This is a genomic window from Aquariibacter albus (genome assembly GCF_014145335.1).
GTDB lineage: Bacteria > Pseudomonadota > Gammaproteobacteria > Burkholderiales > Burkholderiaceae_C > Aquariibacter > Aquariibacter albus.
Map to the genome: position 1 here is coordinate 865,752 of NZ_JACIVI010000001.1, position 17,915 is coordinate 883,666.

The window sequence follows — 17,915 nt, forward strand, 5'->3', positions numbered from 1 at the left end:
GCGGGGCGCCCGGCCGGGGTTCAGAGCATCAGCAGCATCTGCACCTTGTCGACGTACTGCACGCCGCCGGGCTTGGCCAGGCGCAGCGCGCGCGGCAGCAGGCCGTAGCGGCGGAAGCCGGCGCGTTCGTAGAGGCGCAGCACGCGTTCGCTGTGCGCGCTGACGGAGATGGTCAGCATTTCCAGGGCGGGCGCGCGGCGGGCTTCGTCGAGCACCCGCTCGACCAGCTGCCGGCCCAGGCCGAGGCCGGTGTGGCCCGGCAGCACGATCAGTCCGATCACGGTGGCGGTGTGGCGCAGCTTGCCGCGGGTCTCGCGTTCCAGGCCGACCGAGCCGACCAGCTGCTCGCCGCCCGCCGGGCCGCTGACGAAGGCGCCGAACAGGGCGGTGCCCCCCAGGGGATCGCAGAGGCCGAGGCGGCCGAGGTAGCTTTCCGGGTCGCGGCGCGACTCGCTTTCCGCGTCGGCGGTGAAGGCGTCGGGATGCAGGCGCAGGGCCTGGTCGCGCAGGGTCTTGTAGGCCGCGAGATCCGCCGGGCCGAGCCGGCGCACGCTGCAGCGCGGCAGGGCGCCGGGGGCTTGCGAGGGGGCCAGGGTCTCGTGTCGCATCAGCGCATGCCTCCGTCGGCCGTCGCGGAAGGTCGGCCTTGGGCCGCCTGCAGCTCCGCGAGGGTGTTCAGGTTGTCGAAGGCCGAAGCCTCCGGAAAGTCGACCAGGACCGCGCCTTCAGCCTCGGTCCAGCGGTCGATCTTGCGGCCGCCCGCCTGCAGGAAGCGCAGCAGGCTTTCCATGCGGTCGGCGCGGACCAGGCAGAAGGCTGGCTGGCTGCGCCAGACGCCGTCGGCATCCTGCGCGCGGGGCAGGGCGATCGGCGCACCGGCTGCCTGCGCCGCCGCGCCCAGCCGCTCGGCCAGGTCCTCGGGGAAGTTCGGCGTGTCGCAGGGCACGGCCAGCAGCCAGTCGGTCTCGCAGCGCTCCAGGCCCGCCAGGAAACCAGCGAGCGGGCCGGGGAACTCGCCGGCCCCCGGGATCACCGGATCGGGCCAGACCGGCACCCCGAAGCTCTCGTAGGCCGAGAGGTTGCGGTTGGCATTGACCATCAGCTCGCCGACCTGGGGCGTCAGCCGCATCAGCGCCTGCAGGGCCAGCGGCAGGCCGCGCCAGCTCTGCAAGCCCTTGTCGACCCCGCCCATGCGGCTGCCGCGTCCGCCGGCCAGGACCAGTCCGGTCAGTGCTTCGCGCGGCAGGGGGGGCAGGGTCATGCGGGCTCAGCCTCCGATGTAGCTCATCTCGACGCGGCGCGGGCCGTCGGTCGGCACGATGCCGCCCTCGCTGCGCCGCTCGGAATAGCGGTCGTCACGGGCCTGCCAGACGGCGCCGATGGCGCTGGCCAGCTCGGCGTCGCTCGCCCCCTGGCGCAGCAGGCCGCGCAGGTCGTGGCCCTGGCTGGCGAAGAGGCAGAGGTAGAGCTGGCCTTCGGTCGACAGGCGGGCGCGGTTGCAGTCGCCGCAGAAGGCCTGGGTGACGCTGGAGATGAAGCCGATCTCGCCCGCACCATCGGCATGGGCCCAGCGCTCGGCGGTCTCGCCGGGCTGACTGGCTCCGAGCGGCTGCAGCGGGAACTCGGCGGCGATCCGTGCACGCACCTCGGCCGAGGGCAGCACCTCGTCCATCTTCCAGCCGTTGGTCGCGCCGACGTCCATGTACTCGATGAAGCGCAGCGAGACGCCCGTGCCGCGGAAGTGCCGCACCATCGGCAGGATCTCCTGCTCGTTGGTACCGCGCTTGACGACCATGTTGACCTTGATCGGCGCCAGGCCCGCCGCGCGGGCGGCCTCGATGCCGGCCAGCACGTCGGCGACCGGGAAGTCCACGTCGTTCATGCGGCGGAAGGTCGCGTCGTCCAGGCCGTCCAGGCTGACGGTGACGCGCTGCAGGCCGGCGTCCTTCAGGGCCTGGGCCTTGCGGGCCAGCAGCGAGGCATTGGTCGTCAGCGTCAGGTCGGGCGCTTCGCCGTCGACGGTACGCAGCGCGGCCAACTGGGCGATCAGCGTCTCGAGCCCCTTGCGCAGCAGCGGTTCGCCGCCGGTCAGGCGGATCTTGCGCACCCCATGGGCCAGGAAGATCCGCGCCAGCCGGGTGATCTCCTCGAAGCTCAGCAGCTCGCGCTGCGGCAGGAAGGCGTGGTGCTTGTCGAAGACTTCCTTCGGCATGCAGTAGCTGCAGCGGAAGTTGCAGCGGTCGGTCACCGAGATCCGCAGGTCGCGCAGCGGCCGGCCGAGCCGGTCGCCCAGCAGGCCGGTGGCGGGCACCGGCACATCGGGCAGGCGCAGCGTGGGGCGCGTCTGCCGCCAGTCGACCAGGGGAATGCTTCGTTCAGCCATTTCAGGGGATTGTGCCGTGCGCTCCGGCGACTTTCCCGCATGTCCCCCCAAAGGCTCACCGGGGCAGGCGCCTCACCGGCAAGGCGGGCAAACCCAGGCCTCGGGCAACAAAGCGGGCCAGGGTGTCGGGCACTCCGCTGGTCCACAGCGCGAGCCCGCCCGACGCACCTGCATCGGCCGGTGGCCGTGCACCGATCCGCCGGCTGGCCTGGCGGGCCACGGCCTCGGCTGTGTCGATCAAGCGCACGCCGGGTCCCAGGGCCTCGGCGATCGGGCCGGCCGCGAAGGGGTAGTGCGTGCAACCCAGCACCACGGTGTCGACGCCGTGTGCCCGCAGCGCGGCCGCGTGGGGCGCCACCGCGGCGCGCACGGCCGGGCTGTCGGGTTCGCCCGCCTCGATGGCTGCGGCCAGGCCCGGACAGGCCTGCAGGTGGATGCGGGTGCCTGCGGGCGCGCCGGCCAGCAGCTCGTCGAGGAGGCGCCGGAACTTCGGGCTGCCCAGCGTGGCCTGGGTGGCCATCACGCCGATCCGGCCGCCGGGGCTCGCGGCCAGGGCCGGCTTCAGGCCCGGCTCGACCCCGACGATGCCCAGATCGGGATGGCGTGCGCGCAGCGCGGCCGCGGCCACCGCCGTGGCGGTGTTGCAGGCAATCACCAGCAGCTCGGCGCCCTCGGCCAGCAGGTGCTCGGTCAGGACTTCCGAGCGGGCCAGCACATGGCCCGCGTCCCGCTCCCCATAGGGGGCGTGGCCCGAGTCGGCCGCATAGATCAGGTCGGCGTCGGGCCGCGCCGCACGGAGCGCGCGCAGCACCGAGACGCCACCCAGGCCGGAATCGAAGACGCCGATGCGCGGAGGCTTCGGCGGAAGGGACAGGTCAGGGCATTCCATGGTTTTGCGGGGGGGAGTCTAGCCACGGTCCCCCGGGTGTCGGCTAGAATCGAACGATCGTGCTTTTTTAGGCGTTGATCCGGGCTCATGCCGGACGCGCATGACCCGCTTCCTAGAATGCGGCCCGTCCCTTTTCCCTCTGGAGTTCGTTCGATGAAGGTTCTGGTCCCCGTCAAGCGGGTGGTCGACTACAACGTCAAGGTCCGTGCCAAGAGCGATGGCAGCGGCGTGGACATTGCCAATGTGAAGATGAGCATGAACCCCTTCGACGAGATTGCCGTCGAGGAGGCCGTGCGGCTCAAGGAGAAGGGTGCGGTCACCGAGGTGGTGGCGGTCTCCTGCGGCGTCGCCGCCTGCCAGGAGACCCTGCGCACGGCCATGGCCATCGGCGCGGACCGCGCCATCCTGGTCGAGACCCCGGCCGAGCTGGAGCTGCAGCCCCTGGCCGTGGCCAAGCTGCTCAAGGCCCTGGTCGACAAGGAAGGCGCGCAGCTCGTCGTGCTGGGCAAGCAGGCCATCGACGACGACTGCAACCAGACCGGCCAGATGCTCGCTGCGCTGCTGGACTGGCCGCAGGCCACCTTCGCCAGCAAGGTCGAGCTCAGCGCCGACACCGCCACCGTCACCCGCGAGGTGGACGGCGGCCTGGAGACCCTGGCGCTGGCCCTGCCGGCCGTCATCACCACCGACCTGCGCCTCAACGAGCCGCGCTACGTCACCCTGCCCAACATCATGAAGGCCAAGAAGAAGCCGCTGGAGACGCTGAACCCGGCGGCCCTGGGCGTCGACGCGGCCCCGCGCGTCAAGACCCTCACCGTGCAGGAGCCGCCCAAGCGCGCGGCGGGCATCAAGGTGGCCGACGTGGCCGCCCTGGTCGACAAGCTCAAGAACGAAGCCAAGGTGATCTGAGATGAGCGCCCTCGTCATTGCCGAACACGATCACGGCAGCCTCAAGGCCGCCACCCTGAACACCGTCGCGGCGGCCGCGCAGCTCGGCGGCGAAGTCCACGTGCTGGTCGCCGGGCAGAACGCCCAGGCTGCCGCGCAGGCCGCAGCCAGGATCGCGGGCGTGGCCAAGGTCATCCTGGCCGAGGGCCCGGCCCATGCCGAAGCCCTGGCCGAGCCCCTGGCTGAACAGGTGCTGGCCCTGGCCGGCGCCTACCGCCACCTCGTCTTCCCGGCCACGGCCAGCGGCAAGAACGCCGCGCCGCGCGTGGCGGCCAGGCTGGATGTGGCGCAGATCAGCGACATCACCCGCGTGATCGGCCCCGACACCTTCGAGCGCCCCATCTACGCCGGCAATGCCCTGGCCACCGTGCAGTGCGCCGATGCCAAGCTCGTGCTGACCGTGCGCGCCACCGGCTTCGACGCCGCGCCGGCCGAAGGCGGCAGCGCGGCCCTCGAGACCGTGGCGGCCGTCGCCCCCAGCGCGCGCAGCCGCTTCCTCGGCCGCGAGCTGACCAAGAGCGACCGGCCCGAGCTGACGGCGGCCAAGATCATCGTCAGCGGCGGCCGCGCGCTGGGCAGCAGCGAGAAGTTCGACCAGGTGCTCACGCCGCTGGCCGACAAGCTGGGTGCCGCCCTGGGCGCCAGCCGCGCGGCGGTGGATGCGGGCTACGCGCCCAACGACTGGCAGGTCGGGCAGACCGGCAAGATCGTCGCGCCCAGCCTCTACATCGCCTGCGGCATCAGCGGCGCGATCCAGCATCTGGCGGGCATGAAGGATTCGAAGGTGATCGTCGCGATCAACAAGGACCCCGAGGCCCCCATCTTCAGCGTGGCCGACTACGGCCTGGAGGCGGATCTGTTCGAGGCCGTGCCGGAGCTGATCGGCAAGCTCTGAACCCCGGCTCCCGACGCCCCGAAGGCGCCCTGACGCGGTTGATCCCCAGCCGCGTCGCGGTGCCTTTTTTTCGACCCCACCGTGCACCCGAGCGCCCCGAAGCGCCGCCCAGGAGACCCGCATGAGCTACCGCGCCCCCCTCAAGGACCTGATGTTCGCGATGCGCGTGAACGCCGGGCTCGACCGCCGCGCCGGCTGGTCCGGCCACGAGGATGCCGACCTCGACACCGCCCAGGCGGTGCTGGAGGAATGTGCCCGCTTCAACGAGGGCGTGATCGCCCCGCTGAACTGGACCGGCGACCAGCATCCGGCGCGGGTGGAAGCCGGCCGGGTCAGCACCTCGCCGGGCTTCGCCGAGGCCTACCGCCAGTTCGCCGAGGGCGGCTGGCAGGGCTTGCAGCATCCCCAGGCCCACGGCGGCCAGGGCCTGCCCAAGACCCTGGGCTCGGCGTGCAGCGAGATCCTCAACAGCGCCAACCTGGCCTTCGCCCTGTGCCCGCTGCTGAGCGATGGGGCCATCGAGGCCTTGATGGTCGCCGGCACGCCCGCGCAGCAGGCGGCCTGGATCCCGCCGCTGGCCGCCGGCCGCTGGACCGGCACCATGAACCTGACCGAGCCGCAGGCCGGCAGCGATCTCAGCCTGGTGCGCAGCCGTGCCGAGCCGCAGGCCGATGGCCGCTACCGGCTCTTCGGCAGCAAGATCTTCATCACCTGGGGCGAGCACGACGTGGCTGAGAACATCGTCCATCTGGTGCTGGCGCGGGTGCCGGGCGCGCCCGAGGGCGTCAAGGGCCTCAGCCTCTTCCTGGTGCCGAAGTTCCTGGTCGGGCCCGACGGCCGCCCGGGGCTGCGCAACGATGTGTACTGCGCGAGCCTGGAGCACAAGCTCGGCATCCACGGCAGCCCGACGGCGGTGCTGCAGTTCGGCGACGGCCGGGGCGACCCGGCCCTGGGCGGCACCGGCGCGGTCGGCGAACTGCTCGGCACGCTCAACCGCGGCCTGGAGCACATGTTCGTGATGATGAATGCCGCCCGCTACGCCGTCGGCGTGCAGGGCGTGGCGGTGGCCGAGCGTGCGCTGCAGCGCGCCAGCGCCTACGCCCGCGACCGCGTCCAGAGCCGGCCGGTCGACGGCTCGCTGCCCGGCGCGGCGCCCCTGGTCCACCACCCCGACGTGCGCCGCATGCTGATGACCCAGCGGGCGCTGACCGAGGGCGGCCGGGCCCTGGCCATGGCCGCGGCCGGTGCCTTCGACGCCGCCCACCACCATCCCGAGGCGGCGGCCCGCAGCGCTGCGCAGGCGCGCTATGAATTCCTGGTGCCCCTGGTCAAGGGCTGGTGCACGGAGGTCGCGCAGGAGGTCACCAGCCTCGGCGTGCAGGTACATGGCGGCATGGGCTACATCGAGGAGACCGGCGCCGCCCAGCACCTGCGCGATGCCCGCATCCTGACCATCTACGAGGGCACGACGGCCATCCAGGCCAATGACCTGATCGGCCGCAAGACCCTGCGCGACGGCGGCGCCCAGGCCCGCGCCCTGGCCGCCGAGGCCGCCGCGCTGGCCGAGACCCTGGCCGCCCGGCCCGGCCCCGCCGCCGCCTCGATGGCCCGCCGGCTGCGTGCGGCCCAGGCGAGCTTCGAGGCCGGCGTCGCCTTCGTGCTGGCCGAGGCCAGGGCCCGGCCGAACCCGGTCTTCGCCGGCTCGGTGCCCTTCCTGATGCTGGCCGGCTACCTGGCCGCGGGTGTCGAGATGGCGCGCGGCCTGATCGCCGCCGAGGACGCGCTGGCCGCCGGCGAGGACGCCGACTTCCACCAGGCCAAGCTCGCCAGCGCGCGCTTCTTCGCCGAGCACCTGCTGACCCGCGTGCCCGGCCTGGCCGACTGCCTGCTGGACGGCGCCGACAGCGTGCTGGCCCTGGCGCCCGAGGCGCTCTGACCTCCCCGCGCCCCTTCTGACCCCGGAGCCCCCCGATGACTGCCTTGCCCCCCGTCTTCCAGAAGCTGCGCCTGCCCGTCATCGGCGCACCGCTCTTCATCATCAGCGTGCCGCAGCTCGTGATCGCCCAGTGCACGGCCGGCATCGTCGGCTCCATGCCGGCGCTCAATGCGCGGCCGGCCAGCCAGCTCGACGACTGGCTGGCCGAGATCACCGAGGGCCTCGCCGCCTGGGACCGGGCGCATCCCGAGCAGCCTGCCGCGCCCTATGCGATCAACCAGATCGTGCACAAGAGCAACGACCGGCTGGAAGCCGACATGCACGTCTGCGCGAAGTACCGCGTGCCCCTGGTCATCAGCAGCCTCGGCGCGCGGCCCGAGGTCAACCAGGGCGTGCACAGCTGGGGCGGCGTGGTGCTGCACGACATCATCAACAACACCCATGCGCACAAGGCCATCGAGAAGGGCGCCGACGGCCTGATCGCCGTGGCCGCCGGGGCCGGCGGCCATGCCGGCACCAAGAGCCCCTTCGCCCTGGTGCAGGAGATCCGCCAGTGGTTCGACGGCCCGCTGGCGCTGAGCGGCTGCATCGCCAGCGGCGATGCCATCCTGGCCGCCCAGGCCATGGGCGCGGATTTCGCCTACATCGGCTCCCCCTTCATCGCGACGCAGGAAGCGCGGGCCTCCGAGGCGCAGAAGCAGGCCGTCGTCGAGGCCAACAGCGACGAAATCGTCTACAGCGACCTCTTCACCGGCATCCCCGGCAACTACCTGAAGGCCTCGGTCCGCAACGCCGGGCTGGATCCGGAGCAACTGCCCAAGGCCACCGAGGTGATGAACATCGCCAGCGCCGGGGCGGCCAAGGCCTGGAAGGACATCTGGGGCTGCGGCCAGGGCGTGGCGCCGGTCGATGCCATCGTGCCGGTGGCCGAGCGCGTCGCGCGCTGGTCCACCGAGTACGCCGCGGCCCGCAGCCGGCTGGGCCTGGCCCCGGCCTGAGCCGGAACGATCAAGCCGCCCGAGGCGGCTCGCTCGGCGGCCCGGCCGATTGATCCGGCGGCCAGCCGGCCGGATCCGGCAGCTCGAAGGCCGCATCGCAGCCGGCCCCGGCCGCGATCCAGCGGCCGACCAGCCGTCGCCACAGCCGGTGGCGGAAGCGGGTCAGGACGCCGCAGCGGTAGTGGCCTGCGGCCCCATCCCAGCGCAGCGCGACGCAGGCGTCGTGGCGGCGCCGGCTCAGCAGGCGGCCGATCGGGCAGGGCTCGGCCAGGCAGCACAGGCCGCAGCCATTGCAGGGTTCGCCCTCGGCCGGCTTGGCCGGCGCGCCCGGCTCGACAGCCAGCCACAGCAGGCGCTGTGGCGGCTCAGGGCATTGTGGTGTCCGGTTCGCGGGCATGGGCGCAGCATGCCGCATGGCGCGGTGCTCCGAAGCGACGCGGGCCCGTCCCCGGGGATCGAGGACGGGCCCGCGCGGGACCGAACAAGGCTTGCGCAGCCTCAGCGGCCGCGCGGACGGCCACCGCCGCCCGCAGCCGGGCCACCACGGCCCCCGCCACCGGCCGGTCGGCCGCCTCCGCCACCCGGTCGCCCGCCGCCACCAGGCCGGCCCGCGCCGCCCGGTGCCGCGCCGCGGCCCGAAGGGGCGCCGCCCCGGCCACCCCCCCCGCCGCCACCGCCGGCGCCGCGTGCGCCATTGAGGGTGCGGCGGCCGATCTGGATCGGCTCGGGCCGGGCATTCGGATCGGGCTCGAAGCCCGGCACCACCTCACGCGGGATGCGCTGCTTGGTCAGCTTCTCGATGTCGGCCAGGAAGCCGCTTTCGTCGACGCAGACCAGGGAGATGGCCTCGCCCTGCGCCCCGGCCCGGCCGGTGCGGCCGATGCGGTGCACATAGTCTTCCGGCACGTTCGGCAGCTCGTAGTTGACGACGTGGGGCAGCTGGTCGATGTCGATGCCGCGGGCGGCGATGTCGGTGGCCACCAGGCAGGTCAGCTCGCCGGTCTTGAACTCGGCCAGGGCCTTGGTGCGTGCGCCCTGGCTCTTGTTGCCGTGGATGGCCATGGCGCTGATGCCCACGCCGTTGAGGTACTCGGTCAGGCGGTTGGCGCCATGCTTCATGCGGCAGAAGACCAGCACCTGGTGCCAGTCCTGGCCCTTGATGAGGTGGGCCAGCAGCTCCTTCTTGCGCTCGCGGTCGACCGGGTGGATCTTCTGGGCAATCGTCTCGGCCGTGGTGTTGCGGCGGGCGACTTCGATCACCTTGGGTGCATTCAGCAGGCGATCGGCCAGGGCCTTGATGTCGTCGCTGAAGGTGGCCGAGAAGAGCAGGCTCTGCTTCTGCTTCGGCACGATGGCCAGCACCTTCTTGATGTCGTGCACGAAGCCCATGTCCAGCATGCGGTCGGCCTCGTCCAGCACGAAGAACTGGACCTGGCTCAGGTCCAGCGTGCCCTGCTGGTGGTGGTCGAGCAGGCGGCCGGGGGTGGCCACCAGGATGTCGACGCCGCGCTTGAGCTTGTCGACCTGAGGCTGCATGCCCACGCCGCCGAACATGACCATGCTGGTCAGCGACAGGTACTTGCCGTAGGTGCGCACGCTTTCCTCGACCTGGGCCGCCAGCTCGCGGGTGGGGGTGAGGATCAGGGCGCGGATGGCCGGACGGCCGTTGCGGTTCTTGACCGGCGCGCCGGCCGCGAGCATGTGCAGCAGCGGCAGGGTGAAGCCGGCGGTCTTGCCGGTGCCGGTCTGGGCGCCGGCCAGCAGGTCGCCACCGGCCAGGACCATGGGGATGGCCTGCTTCTGGATCGGGGTCGGGGTCTCGTAGCCGGAATCGCGAATGGCTTGGAGCAGGGGCTCGGCGAGACCCAGTTCTTGGAAGGACATGTGGGGGGTGCGCCTCGGGGGGCGTCGGGTCCGGCCGCAGCCACGTCGGAGAGACGGGCGCCAGTCGCGGCAGGACAGGCAGAGGGGTGTCGGGAACCGACCGCGGGGCCCGGACTGGGGCGGGGCGCGTTGCTGCCAAGTGTATGCGGGAAACCCCTAGGTCAAGCAGCTTGAATCGCTTGTTTTCCGGCCTGCGGGCAAGGGCCGGGGATCAGGCGCCGAGCAGATCGGCCAGCTGCAGCAGATCCCGGGCATGCAGCGTGTCCTCGGGCGAGCCCTGCACGGGTTTGGGCGCGTCGGCGCCGAACTCGTGCGGGCGCTCGATGTAGGCGGTCTGCAGGCCGCAGGCCCGGGCAGCGGCCAGGTCGTCCTCGTGCGCCGCCACCAGCATCACCGCCTGCGGCGGCAGGCCGAAGAGCTCGGCCACGCCCCGGTAGGTGCGCGGATCGGGCTTGTAGGCCCGGAAGACCTCGGCCGACAGCACGCCATGCCAGGGCAGCTCGCCATGCCGGGCCAGATCGATCAGCAGGCCCAGATTGCCGTTGGACAGCGTGCAGAGCGTGTGTCCGGCGCGCAGGCGCAGCAGGCCGGCACGCACCTCGGGCCAGGGGTCGAGCCGGTGCCAGACGCCGTTGAGCTGCACGCGCGCGGCCTCGTCCAGGCCCTGCAGGCCGAAGCGCGGCAGCAGACCGTCGAGGATCTCGCGGTGCAGGGTGTCGAGCGCCACCCAGCCCCGCTCGCCGCTGCGCACCCTTTGCATGGCTGGCTGGTAGCCGGCCCGCCAGGCGCGGGCGAAGGCCGGGCCATCCACCGCCGGGGCCAGGGCTGCGAGCTCGCGGACGATGCTGCCGTGCCAGTCAACGACCGTGCCGAACACGTCGAAGGCGAGGATCTGCGGGTGCGGGGACATGGCGAAGGCGGCGCCGTTGCGGCGCGGTTCAGGGGGAGGCGACCCAGGGCCCGGACACTTGCCGGGCTTCGTCCGGCCCGGGCCAGGGCGGCAGGGTGACGGCGACGGCGCTCAGGCCCTGCTGCGGATCGGCCCGGAACTGAAAGTCCGTGCCGACCGGCAGGCTCAGGCAGACACCGGGCCGCAGCTCGGTGAAGCCCTCCCGGCCGTCCTGGCGCCGCCACATGGTGCCGCGTCCTTCGAGGATCCACCAGAGCTCCTCCACGCTGCGGTGGCAGACGGCGGCCGCCACCTGGCCCGGCCGCAGGGTGAAGTGGGCCATGCTGCCGCCGGCCAGGCTGAGCAGCACGCGGACGGTCGAGCCGTCGGGGGCGATCACGGTCGGCGCCTCGGGCAGGCACAGCGTGGCGAAGGCGGGCATGGCGGACTCCGGGCCAGGGCAGGGCGTCGGTGTCTTCGCAGGATGCAGGCCAGGCCGCAGGATTCCCCGCCTTGTGCCGGCCCGGTCGGGCACGTACAAGCGGCGCGCCCTTTGCCGTCACCCCGAGGCTCCGATGCCGACCCCTCCGCCGTCTCCGACCGCCCTCCCGGCCCTGCCCGCCGACTGGCTCGTCCAGTTTCCGGCCCTGTTCGCGCTGGACGCTCCCGTCCGCGAGCGGCTGCGGCGGGATGCCGTCTTCGCCCGCATGCAGGCCGGCGAACGGGCCTATCTCCAGGGGGCACTGGCCCGCGGCTATGTGCTGCGCCTGGCCGGTGTCACCCGGGTCCAGAAGACGGCACCCTCGGGCCGCGAGGTCGTGCTCTACCGCGTCGGGCCGGGCGAGACCTGCGTGCTCACCACCTCCTGCCTGCTGGGCCAGGCCGCCTTTCCGGCCGAGGGCGTGGCCGAGTCGGCGGTGCTGGAGGCGGTGATCCCGCCGGCCACCTTCCAGGCCCTGATGCTCGACAGCGAAGGTTTCCGGCGCTTCGTCATCGCGAACTACGGCAATTTGCTGGGCGATCTCATCCTGCTGATGGACGACCTGATGTTCAGCCGCCTCGACGAGCGCCTGGCCCAGCGCCTGCTCGCCCTGAGCGAGCCGGGCGAGGGCGGCGGTCCGCCACGGGTGGAGCGCACCCACCAGCAGCTTGCGCAGGAACTGGGCAGCGCCCGCGAGGCCGTGAGCCGGGTGCTCAAGGAGATGGAGCGCAAGGGCTGGCTGCGCCTGGGCCGCAGCCGCATCGAACTGCTCGATGAGAACGCGCTGCGCGCGCTGGGCGACGGGGAGCGGCCGGCGGCCTGAGGCCAGCGGCCCGCAGGGCCGACCGCGCCTCGGTCCGGGGTCTCGGGCCGTCCCCTTCAGGGCGGCGGCCGGCGCGGATCGTCGACCGCCACGAAGCCCGCCCGGTTGGGCATGCGGACCGCCGCCAGCGAGGCCGCGTCCAGCACGGCCTCGGCGGGCAGGATGCCGTTGGCATGCAGCAGCCAGGCGCTGAGCGCGTAGACCTCGTCGGCCTTCAGGCTGCCCGGGGCATGCAGGGGCATCGCGCGGCGGATGAAATCGAACAGGGTGCTGGCATGCGGCCAGTAGCTGCCGACGGTCTTTTCCGGCTCGGCGCTGGCCAGGCTGCCGACGCCGCCGACCAGTTCCTCGGCCGTCAGCCCGCGGCCGTCCACCCCGTGGCAGGCCGCGCACTGCGCCTGGTAGAGCACGGCGCCCTGCGCCACGCTGCCGCGGCCGGCCGGCAGGCCGCGGCCGTCGGGAAAGACGTGGCGGTCGCCGCGGGCCAGGGCCTCGGCTGGCACCGGACGGCCGAGCCGCGGCGGCGCCAGCTCGGCGGCCAGCGCTGCGGGCACCGCCGAGGGCGCCGGCCCGGCGCCGGCGCAGGCGGTGAGCAGCAGGGCCAGGGCTGCAGCGCGCCAGGCCGCCGCCCGCGAACGCATCTCAGACGTAGACATGGCGCACCGCCCCTTCTTCGTCCACGCCCCAGGACACGATGGCGTGGTAGTGGAAGTAGCCGTTCCGGCCGCGGGCGGCGAGCAGGGCGGCGCGGCTGGGCTGGACCGCGCCGGTCTCGTCGGTGGCGCGGCTTTGCAGCACGGCGGGCTGGCCATCCCAGCGCCAGGCGGCGCGGAAGCGGGTGGTGCAGCGCGGCAGCACCGGGCCGTCGAGCGCGGCCTCGGCCCAGCGCCGCCCGCCGTCGGCCGAGACCTCGACCTTGCGGATGCGGCCCGCGCCGCTCCAGGCCAGGCCGCTGAGCTGGTAGGTGCCACGCGCGTCCAGGCGCTGGCCGTGCGAAGGCGTGGTCAGCAGGCTTTTCACGCCGATCGCCCAGGTGAACTGGCGAGCGCGGCCGTCGGGCTGCAGCTCGGTGTACTTGCTGGTCTCGTTGCGGGCCATGAGCGGCTCGGCGCTGAGCGTGAGCCGGCGCAGCCACTTGACCTGGGTCACGCCCTCCCAGCCCGGCAGGATCAGGCGCATGGGGTAGCCCTGCTCGGGCCGGATCGGCTCGCCGTTCTGCCACAGGGCCAGCAGGCCGTCGGCGCGCAGCTTGGCCAGGGGCAGGCTGGCCTGCATGGCGAAGGCGTCGGCGCCCTCGGCGATCACCCAGGGCGTGGCCTGGGCGTCGACGCCGGCCTCGTCCAGCAGCAGGCGCAGCGGCACCCCCGTCCATTCGCTGGTCGAGATCAGGCCATGGAAGCTGCCGACCGGGCGCTGGATGGGCTCCTCGTTCCAGCCGGCATTGCTGTTGCCGCCGCATTCGATGAAGCCCAGGTGCGAGCGCTGCGGGTAGCGCAGCAGATCGGCCAGGCGCCAATCCAGCGGCCGGCGTACGGCGCCGTCGATGCGCAGGGTGTGCACGGCCGGGTCGATGGCCGGCACGCCGTTGTGGTGGCGTTCGAAATGCAGGCCGCTGGGGGTGAGGAAGCCTTCCAGTTGCTCCAGCGGCGTCCAGGCCACGCCATTGCCGGGCGCGGCGCGGTTGGCGCCGGGCCGGCGCAGGACCCGCTGGGCCTGGGGGCCGGGCTGGCCGTAGACGCTGAAGCCGGCGCCGGGGCTCCGCATCCAGGGCGGCAGGTCCTCGCCCGCCTCGCCAGGCCCCTGGGCCAGGGCGGCCGGCGCCGAGGCCAGCAGCAGGCCCCCGCGCAGCAGGGCGCGGCGGGGCAGCAGGCCGTTGAGCGTGCGGAAACCCGGGCCGTCGAAACGGGGCGCGCCCACCGGCTCAGCGCGCGGCAGTGGTGGCGGCGCCGGCTGCCGCAGCCACCGGCTGGCCGCCGGGGCCCAGGGCCAGGGTCTGCTCGTAGCGGCCGTCTTCGGTGTCACGCACGGTGACCTTCAGGTCGCCGGCGCCGCTCGCCTTGAAGTGGAACTTCAGGTAGGGGTTCTCGCTGAGGGTGAAGTCGACATCGGCGGTCACCACCGGCTTGCCGTCGAAGCTGACCTCCACCTGGCGCACGAAGTGCGGCGGCGGGGCCAGGCGGGTGAGCTGGTCGATGGCCAGGCCGGACACATTGGGGTGGCTGATGCTGAGCTGGGCGGCGACCAGTCCGGCGGCGTCGGGGACCGGATCAAGCCTCACCTTGAAGCGGCCGAGGGTGGCCTTGGCCGCGGCCAGGTCGCCGCCCGGCGCGGCCGAGCAGCCGCCCGAGGCCTTCAGGAAGCGGGTGTGCATGTACAGGCTGCCGTCGTTCAGCTCGGCGATGGCGCGGACATGGGTGTATTCCTCGACCCGTACCCGGGTGGCCAGCTCGGCCCGGCCGGCCTGGGGCGTCAGGGTGAAGACCGCACCGACCGGCGAGGGGTTGCGGTCGATCACCAGCCAGACCTTCTTCACGTAGCGCCCGGCCGTCTGCTGCGGCAGGGTGCGGATGGTCATGGGCACGACCGAGGCGTCGGCGGCACGGATCGGCACGTCCAGCGCCACCACGGCATCGGCGGGGGCCTTGGCCTCCAGCAGGTTCTGGATCGGCCGCTGGCCGAACAGACCCTCGCGGATCGCGAGCCAGCGTTCGTTCTCGTGCGCCTCGGCGGTGGCCACGCGCGGGCCGCTGGGGGTGTCGGGGGCGGTGGTCGGTGCGGCGGGCAGGGCGCCTGTGGCCGGGCCGAGCGGGGGCTTGTCGGCAGCCTGCGCAGCCCCCAGGCCCAGCATCAGGGCGAGGGCCAAGGGCAGGCGACGCAAAGTCTTCACAGGGGTGTTCATGGGGGTCTCCTTCGCGGGGTCGGGGCTGGGTCGGCATGGGCCGCCCGACCTCTGTCGATCAAACAGGATCCATCTTGCGCGCTGCGAAGTTTCGGGACAGTGATGGGGTCACCAAGCGCGGGTAAGCCCGGGTCCGGCCCGGGCTCGCGGCCCCCGGGCCGGGCCGTCCGCCGCAGCGGCGACAATCCGGCCCGAGGCGTGCCCGGTCCCGGGCCGCGCTGCATGCTCCGTGTCCCCCGCCCGCCGGCCCCGCCGGCCGGGCGTCAGCCGAGATCCCCGATGGCCCAGTATGTGTTCTCGATGAACCGTGTCTCCAAGACGGTTCCCCCCAAACGCCAGATCCTGAAGGACGTGTCCCTGTCCTTCTTCCCCGGCGCCAAGATCGGCGTGCTCGGCCTGAACGGCTCGGGCAAGTCCACGCTGCTGAAGATCATGGCCGGCCTCGACAAGGAGATCGAGGGCGAAGCCATTCCCATGGCCGGCCTGAAGATCGGCTACCTGCCGCAGGAGCCCCAGCTCGATGCCGAGCAGACCGTGCGCCAGGCGGTCGAGGAAGGCATCGGCGGCGTGCTGGCCGCCAAGAAGCGCCTCGACGAGGTCTATGCCGCCTACGCCGAGGAGGATGCCGACTTCGACGCCCTCGCCGCCGAGCAGGCCGAGCTCGAAGCCATCATCGCCGCGGCCGGCAGCGAGAACACCGACCTGCAGCTCGAACTGGCCGCCGACGCCCTGCGCCTGCCGCCCTGGGATGCGGTGATCGGCAAGCTCTCCGGCGGCGAGAAGCGCCGCGTGGCCCTGTGCCGCCTGCTGCTGAGCCAGCCCGACATGCTGCTGCTCGACGAACCCACCAACCACCTGGACGCCGAATCGGTCGAATGGCTGGAGCAGTTCCTCAAGCGCTTCGGCGGCACCGTGGTGGCCATCACCCACGACCGCTACTTCCTCGACAACGCCGCCGAGTGGATCCTGGAGCTGGACCGCGGCCGCGGCATTCCCTGGAAGGGCAACTACACCGAGTGGCTGGACCAGAAGCAGAAGCGCCTCGAACAGGAGCAGAAGCAGGAGGAAGCCCATGCCAAGGCCATGAAGGCCGAGCTGGAATGGGTGCGCAAGAACGCCAAGGGCCGCCAGGCCAAGAGCAAGGCGCGTCTGGCCCGCTTCGAGGAACTGAGCGACGTCGAGTACCAGAAGCGCAACGAGACCAACGAGATCTTCATCCCCGTGGCCGAGCGCCTGGGCAATGAGGTGATCGAGTTCGTCAACGTCAGCAAGAGCTTCGGCGACCGCGTGCTGATCGACGACCTGAGCTTCAAGATCCCGGCCGGCGCCATCGTCGGCATCATCGGCCCCAACGGCGCGGGCAAGTCCACGCTGTTCCGCATGATCCAGGGCGTCGAGCAGCCCGATGCCGGCGAGGTCAAGATCGGCCAGACCGCCAAGCTCGCCTTCGTCGACCAGAGCCGCGAAGGCCTGGCCGGCGACAAGACGGTGTGGGAAGACGTCTCCGGCGGGCTGGACAACATCGTGGTCGGCAAGTTCGTCATGCCCAGCCGCGCCTACATCGGCCGCTTCAACTTCAAGGGCAACGACCAGCAGAAGCTGGTCGGCAACCTCTCCGGCGGCGAACGCGGCCGCCTGCACCTGGCCAAGACCCTGGCCCAGGGCGGCAATGTGCTGATGCTCGACGAACCGTCGAACGACCTCGACGTCGAAACCCTGCGCGCCCTGGAAGACGCGCTGCTGGAGTTCGCCGGCTCGGCCATGGTCATCTCCCACGACCGCTGGTTCCTGGACCGCATCTGCACCCACATCCTGGCGTGCGAGGGCGATTCCAAGTGGTACTTCTACGACGGCAACTACCAGGAGTACGAGGCCGACAAGCTGCGCCGCCTGGGCCAGGAAGGCGCTCGGCCGAAGCGGGTGCGCTACAAGGCCCTGGCCTGATCCTTCGGCCGGTCGGGGCGCTCCGGCCATTCGGCGGCCGCGGCGCCCGGCACCGGCTGGTGGGCGCGGTACAGCCAGTGGCCGCCGGCCTGCGGAATCAGCTCGGCACCGGCGGCCCGGCAGTCTGGTTCCGACAGGTAGTGGAAGACCACGCTCTTGCGGCTGCGCTGCGGATCCCGGATCGGGCTCCCGCCATGCAGCAGGTGGGCGTGCCAGACGAAGACGTCGCCCTTGCGGGCCAGGAAGGTCTCGCGGCGCAGGCCGCGGGCCGCCACCTCGGCGGCCATGCGGGCCGACCAGTCGTCCATCTCCGCGGGCACCCCGTGGCGGCTGCCGTTCGAGAACGTCAGAGCCGGGATGCGGTGGCTGCCCGGCAGGAAGAAGAGCGGCCCGGCATCGGGGTGCACATCCTCGAGCGCCACCCAGATTGCGATCAGGTGGTCGGGCGTGCGCGGGGTCATGTAGAGCGTGTCGACATGCTCGGCCTGCGCGCTGCCCTGCTGGAAGTTCAGCGAGTTGCACAGCACGGGGCCCTGGCCGAGCAGCGCGCGCAGCAGCGGCGTGATGCGCGCATTGAGCGCCAGGCCGCGCACGCCGGCGTCCTCGAGGTAGAGGTCGTTGGTCTTGAAGCGATGGGCCAGGCGGTCCGACTCGCTCACGTCGGCCAGCCGCAGGCGCTGCCCGGTGACCAGGTCGTCGACGACGATGCGCGGCACACGCCGGGCCCAAGCGGCCTGCACACCGGCTTCGATGGCGTCGAGGGCCTGCGGTGCATAGAAGCCCGGCAGCACGACATGGCCCTCGGCCCGCCAGTGCGCCAGCAGTCCGGAACGATCGCCCGGATCGCGGCCCGGGGGGGCTGGCGTGGCCGCGACGCGATGCTGCGGTCCGGCCCCCGGCCGCCAGCGGCCGAGCTTGGCGAAGAATCCCATGGTGTGTCTCCCTG

The 17,915-nt window shown here is 72.6% G+C and carries 18 protein-coding genes; 6 read left to right on the forward strand and 12 right to left on the reverse strand.

Translation table 11 applies throughout. From position 1 onward, the window contains the following. Positions 1 to 20: 20 nt before the first annotated feature. Genes H4F90_RS03885 through murI form a run of 4 tightly spaced genes read right to left on the reverse strand, consistent with a single transcriptional unit; the run spans position 21 to position 3,272 of the window. Complete coding sequence (locus tag H4F90_RS03885; RefSeq protein WP_182661644.1) at positions 21 to 608, reverse strand: GNAT family N-acetyltransferase; 588 nt, start codon at positions 606 to 608, stop codon at positions 21 to 23. Beyond that, the gene (mobA, locus tag H4F90_RS03890; RefSeq protein ID WP_182661646.1) at positions 608 to 1,261 is read right to left on the reverse strand and encodes a molybdenum cofactor guanylyltransferase MobA; all 654 of its coding nucleotides are present in this window, start codon (positions 1,259 to 1,261) and stop codon (positions 608 to 610) included. The genes H4F90_RS03885 and mobA overlap by 1 nt, the downstream gene beginning before the upstream one ends. Before the next feature lie 6 nt (positions 1,262 to 1,267). Then, positions 1,268 to 2,383 (reverse strand): GTP 3',8-cyclase MoaA, encoded by a 1,116-nt coding sequence (gene moaA / locus H4F90_RS03895; protein WP_182661648.1) that lies wholly within the window; start codon positions 2,381 to 2,383, stop codon positions 1,268 to 1,270. A 55-nt stretch (positions 2,384 to 2,438) separates the two neighbouring features. Further along, positions 2,439 to 3,272 (reverse strand): glutamate racemase, encoded by an 834-nt coding sequence (gene murI / locus H4F90_RS03900; protein ID WP_182661650.1) that lies wholly within the window; start codon positions 3,270 to 3,272, stop codon positions 2,439 to 2,441. Between the two features lie 153 nt (positions 3,273 to 3,425). Here murI and H4F90_RS03905 point away from each other — a divergent pair, with 153 nt between their 5' ends. The 4 genes from H4F90_RS03905 (at position 3,426) to H4F90_RS03920 (ending at position 8,049) form a co-directional block, all read left to right on the forward strand. Then, positions 3,426 to 4,181: an electron transfer flavoprotein subunit beta/FixA family protein gene (locus tag H4F90_RS03905; RefSeq protein ID WP_182661652.1), complete on the forward strand. Its 756-nt coding sequence runs from the start codon at positions 3,426 to 3,428 to the stop codon at positions 4,179 to 4,181. 1 nt (position 4,182) lies between these two features. After that, complete coding sequence (locus H4F90_RS03910) at positions 4,183 to 5,115, forward strand: electron transfer flavoprotein subunit alpha/FixB family protein (protein WP_182661654.1); 933 nt, start codon at positions 4,183 to 4,185, stop codon at positions 5,113 to 5,115. A 121-nt stretch (positions 5,116 to 5,236) separates the two neighbouring features. Continuing rightward, on the forward strand, positions 5,237 to 7,051 hold the full coding sequence (locus tag H4F90_RS03915; RefSeq protein WP_182661657.1) for an acyl-CoA dehydrogenase: 1,815 nt from the start codon (positions 5,237 to 5,239) through the stop codon (positions 7,049 to 7,051). Between the two features lie 35 nt (positions 7,052 to 7,086). After that, complete coding sequence (locus H4F90_RS03920) at positions 7,087 to 8,049, forward strand: NAD(P)H-dependent flavin oxidoreductase (protein ID WP_182661660.1); 963 nt, start codon at positions 7,087 to 7,089, stop codon at positions 8,047 to 8,049. Between the two features lie 10 nt (positions 8,050 to 8,059). Here H4F90_RS03920 and H4F90_RS03925 read toward each other — a convergent pair whose 3' ends face one another. From H4F90_RS03925 to H4F90_RS03940, 4 genes are all read right to left on the reverse strand, one after another. After that, positions 8,060 to 8,446 carry a hypothetical protein gene (locus H4F90_RS03925; RefSeq protein ID WP_235971935.1) on the reverse strand — a complete coding sequence of 129 codons (387 nt, stop codon included), beginning with the start codon at positions 8,444 to 8,446 and terminating at the stop codon, positions 8,060 to 8,062. A 101-nt stretch (positions 8,447 to 8,547) separates the two neighbouring features. Further along, the gene (locus H4F90_RS03930; protein WP_182661662.1) at positions 8,548 to 9,933 is read right to left on the reverse strand and encodes a DEAD/DEAH box helicase; all 1,386 of its coding nucleotides are present in this window, start codon (positions 9,931 to 9,933) and stop codon (positions 8,548 to 8,550) included. Between the two features lie 211 nt (positions 9,934 to 10,144). After that, positions 10,145 to 10,843 carry a haloacid dehalogenase type II gene (locus H4F90_RS03935; RefSeq protein ID WP_182661664.1) on the reverse strand — a complete coding sequence of 233 codons (699 nt, stop codon included), beginning with the start codon at positions 10,841 to 10,843 and terminating at the stop codon, positions 10,145 to 10,147. A gap of 28 nt (positions 10,844 to 10,871) precedes the next feature. Then, positions 10,872 to 11,264, reverse strand: a complete 393-nt coding sequence (locus tag H4F90_RS03940; protein ID WP_220486039.1) for a cupin domain-containing protein — start codon at positions 11,262 to 11,264, stop codon at positions 10,872 to 10,874. 133 nt (positions 11,265 to 11,397) lie between these two features. Between H4F90_RS03940 and H4F90_RS03945 the strand changes: the two genes are divergently transcribed. Further along, on the forward strand, positions 11,398 to 12,126 hold the full coding sequence (locus H4F90_RS03945; protein ID WP_182661666.1) for a Crp/Fnr family transcriptional regulator: 729 nt from the start codon (positions 11,398 to 11,400) through the stop codon (positions 12,124 to 12,126). A gap of 56 nt (positions 12,127 to 12,182) precedes the next feature. Here the strand turns inward: H4F90_RS03945 and H4F90_RS03950 are convergent, their stop codons facing one another. Genes H4F90_RS03950 through H4F90_RS03960 form a run of 3 tightly spaced genes read right to left on the reverse strand, consistent with a single transcriptional unit; the run spans position 12,183 to position 15,025 of the window. Next, complete coding sequence (locus H4F90_RS03950) at positions 12,183 to 12,782, reverse strand: c-type cytochrome (protein ID WP_235971937.1); 600 nt, start codon at positions 12,780 to 12,782, stop codon at positions 12,183 to 12,185. Then, positions 12,769 to 14,043: a sulfite dehydrogenase gene (gene soxC / locus H4F90_RS03955; protein WP_182661668.1), complete on the reverse strand. Its 1,275-nt coding sequence runs from the start codon at positions 14,041 to 14,043 to the stop codon at positions 12,769 to 12,771. Before soxC ends, H4F90_RS03950 begins: the two co-directional genes overlap by 14 nt. Positions 14,044 to 14,047: 4 nt before the next feature. Next, positions 14,048 to 15,025, reverse strand: a complete 978-nt coding sequence (locus tag H4F90_RS03960) for a quinoprotein dehydrogenase-associated SoxYZ-like carrier (protein ID WP_235971938.1) — start codon at positions 15,023 to 15,025, stop codon at positions 14,048 to 14,050. A 279-nt stretch (positions 15,026 to 15,304) separates the two neighbouring features. Here H4F90_RS03960 and ettA point away from each other — a divergent pair, with 279 nt between their 5' ends. Next, positions 15,305 to 16,969, forward strand: a complete 1,665-nt coding sequence (gene ettA, locus H4F90_RS03965) for an energy-dependent translational throttle protein EttA (protein ID WP_182661670.1) — start codon at positions 15,305 to 15,307, stop codon at positions 16,967 to 16,969. Here the strand turns inward: ettA and H4F90_RS03970 are convergent. After that, positions 16,951 to 17,901 carry a phytanoyl-CoA dioxygenase family protein gene (locus H4F90_RS03970; protein ID WP_182661671.1) on the reverse strand — a complete coding sequence of 317 codons (951 nt, stop codon included), beginning with the start codon at positions 17,899 to 17,901 and terminating at the stop codon, positions 16,951 to 16,953. The two genes, ettA and H4F90_RS03970, sit on opposite strands and share 19 nt — an antisense overlap. Positions 17,902 to 17,915 lie beyond the last annotated feature (14 nt).

Bases quoted from the DNA above. Each gene is read 5' to 3' on its own strand.
- H4F90_RS03885 (WP_182661644.1), bottom strand. From the start codon at position 608: ATGCGACACGAGACCCTGGCCCCCTCGCAAGCCCCCGGCGCCCTGCCG.
- mobA (WP_182661646.1), bottom strand. From the start codon at position 1,261: ATGACCCTGCCCCCCCTGCCGCGCGAAGCACTGACCGGACTGGTCCTG.
- moaA (WP_182661648.1), bottom strand. From the start codon at position 2,383: ATGGCTGAACGAAGCATTCCCCTGGTCGACTGGCGGCAGACGCGCCCC.
- murI (WP_182661650.1), bottom strand. From the start codon at position 3,272: ATGGAATGCCCTGACCTGTCCCTTCCGCCGAAGCCTCCGCGCATCGGC.
- H4F90_RS03905 (WP_182661652.1), top strand. From the start codon at position 3,426: ATGAAGGTTCTGGTCCCCGTCAAGCGGGTGGTCGACTACAACGTCAAG.
- H4F90_RS03910 (WP_182661654.1), top strand. From the start codon at position 4,183: ATGAGCGCCCTCGTCATTGCCGAACACGATCACGGCAGCCTCAAGGCC.
- H4F90_RS03915 (WP_182661657.1), top strand. From the start codon at position 5,237: ATGAGCTACCGCGCCCCCCTCAAGGACCTGATGTTCGCGATGCGCGTG.
- H4F90_RS03920 (WP_182661660.1), top strand. From the start codon at position 7,087: ATGACTGCCTTGCCCCCCGTCTTCCAGAAGCTGCGCCTGCCCGTCATC.
- H4F90_RS03925 (WP_235971935.1), bottom strand. From the start codon at position 8,446: ATGCCCGCGAACCGGACACCACAATGCCCTGAGCCGCCACAGCGCCTG.
- H4F90_RS03930 (WP_182661662.1), bottom strand. From the start codon at position 9,933: ATGTCCTTCCAAGAACTGGGTCTCGCCGAGCCCCTGCTCCAAGCCATT.
- H4F90_RS03935 (WP_182661664.1), bottom strand. From the start codon at position 10,843: ATGTCCCCGCACCCGCAGATCCTCGCCTTCGACGTGTTCGGCACGGTC.
- H4F90_RS03940 (WP_220486039.1), bottom strand. From the start codon at position 11,264: ATGCCCGCCTTCGCCACGCTGTGCCTGCCCGAGGCGCCGACCGTGATC.
- H4F90_RS03945 (WP_182661666.1), top strand. From the start codon at position 11,398: ATGCCGACCCCTCCGCCGTCTCCGACCGCCCTCCCGGCCCTGCCCGCC.
- H4F90_RS03950 (WP_235971937.1), bottom strand. From the start codon at position 12,782: ATGTCTACGTCTGAGATGCGTTCGCGGGCGGCGGCCTGGCGCGCTGCA.
- H4F90_RS03960 (WP_235971938.1), bottom strand. From the start codon at position 15,025: ATGAACACCCCTGTGAAGACTTTGCGTCGCCTGCCCTTGGCCCTCGCC.
- ettA (WP_182661670.1), top strand. From the start codon at position 15,305: ATGGCCCAGTATGTGTTCTCGATGAACCGTGTCTCCAAGACGGTTCCC.
- H4F90_RS03970 (WP_182661671.1), bottom strand. From the start codon at position 17,901: ATGGGATTCTTCGCCAAGCTCGGCCGCTGGCGGCCGGGGGCCGGACCG.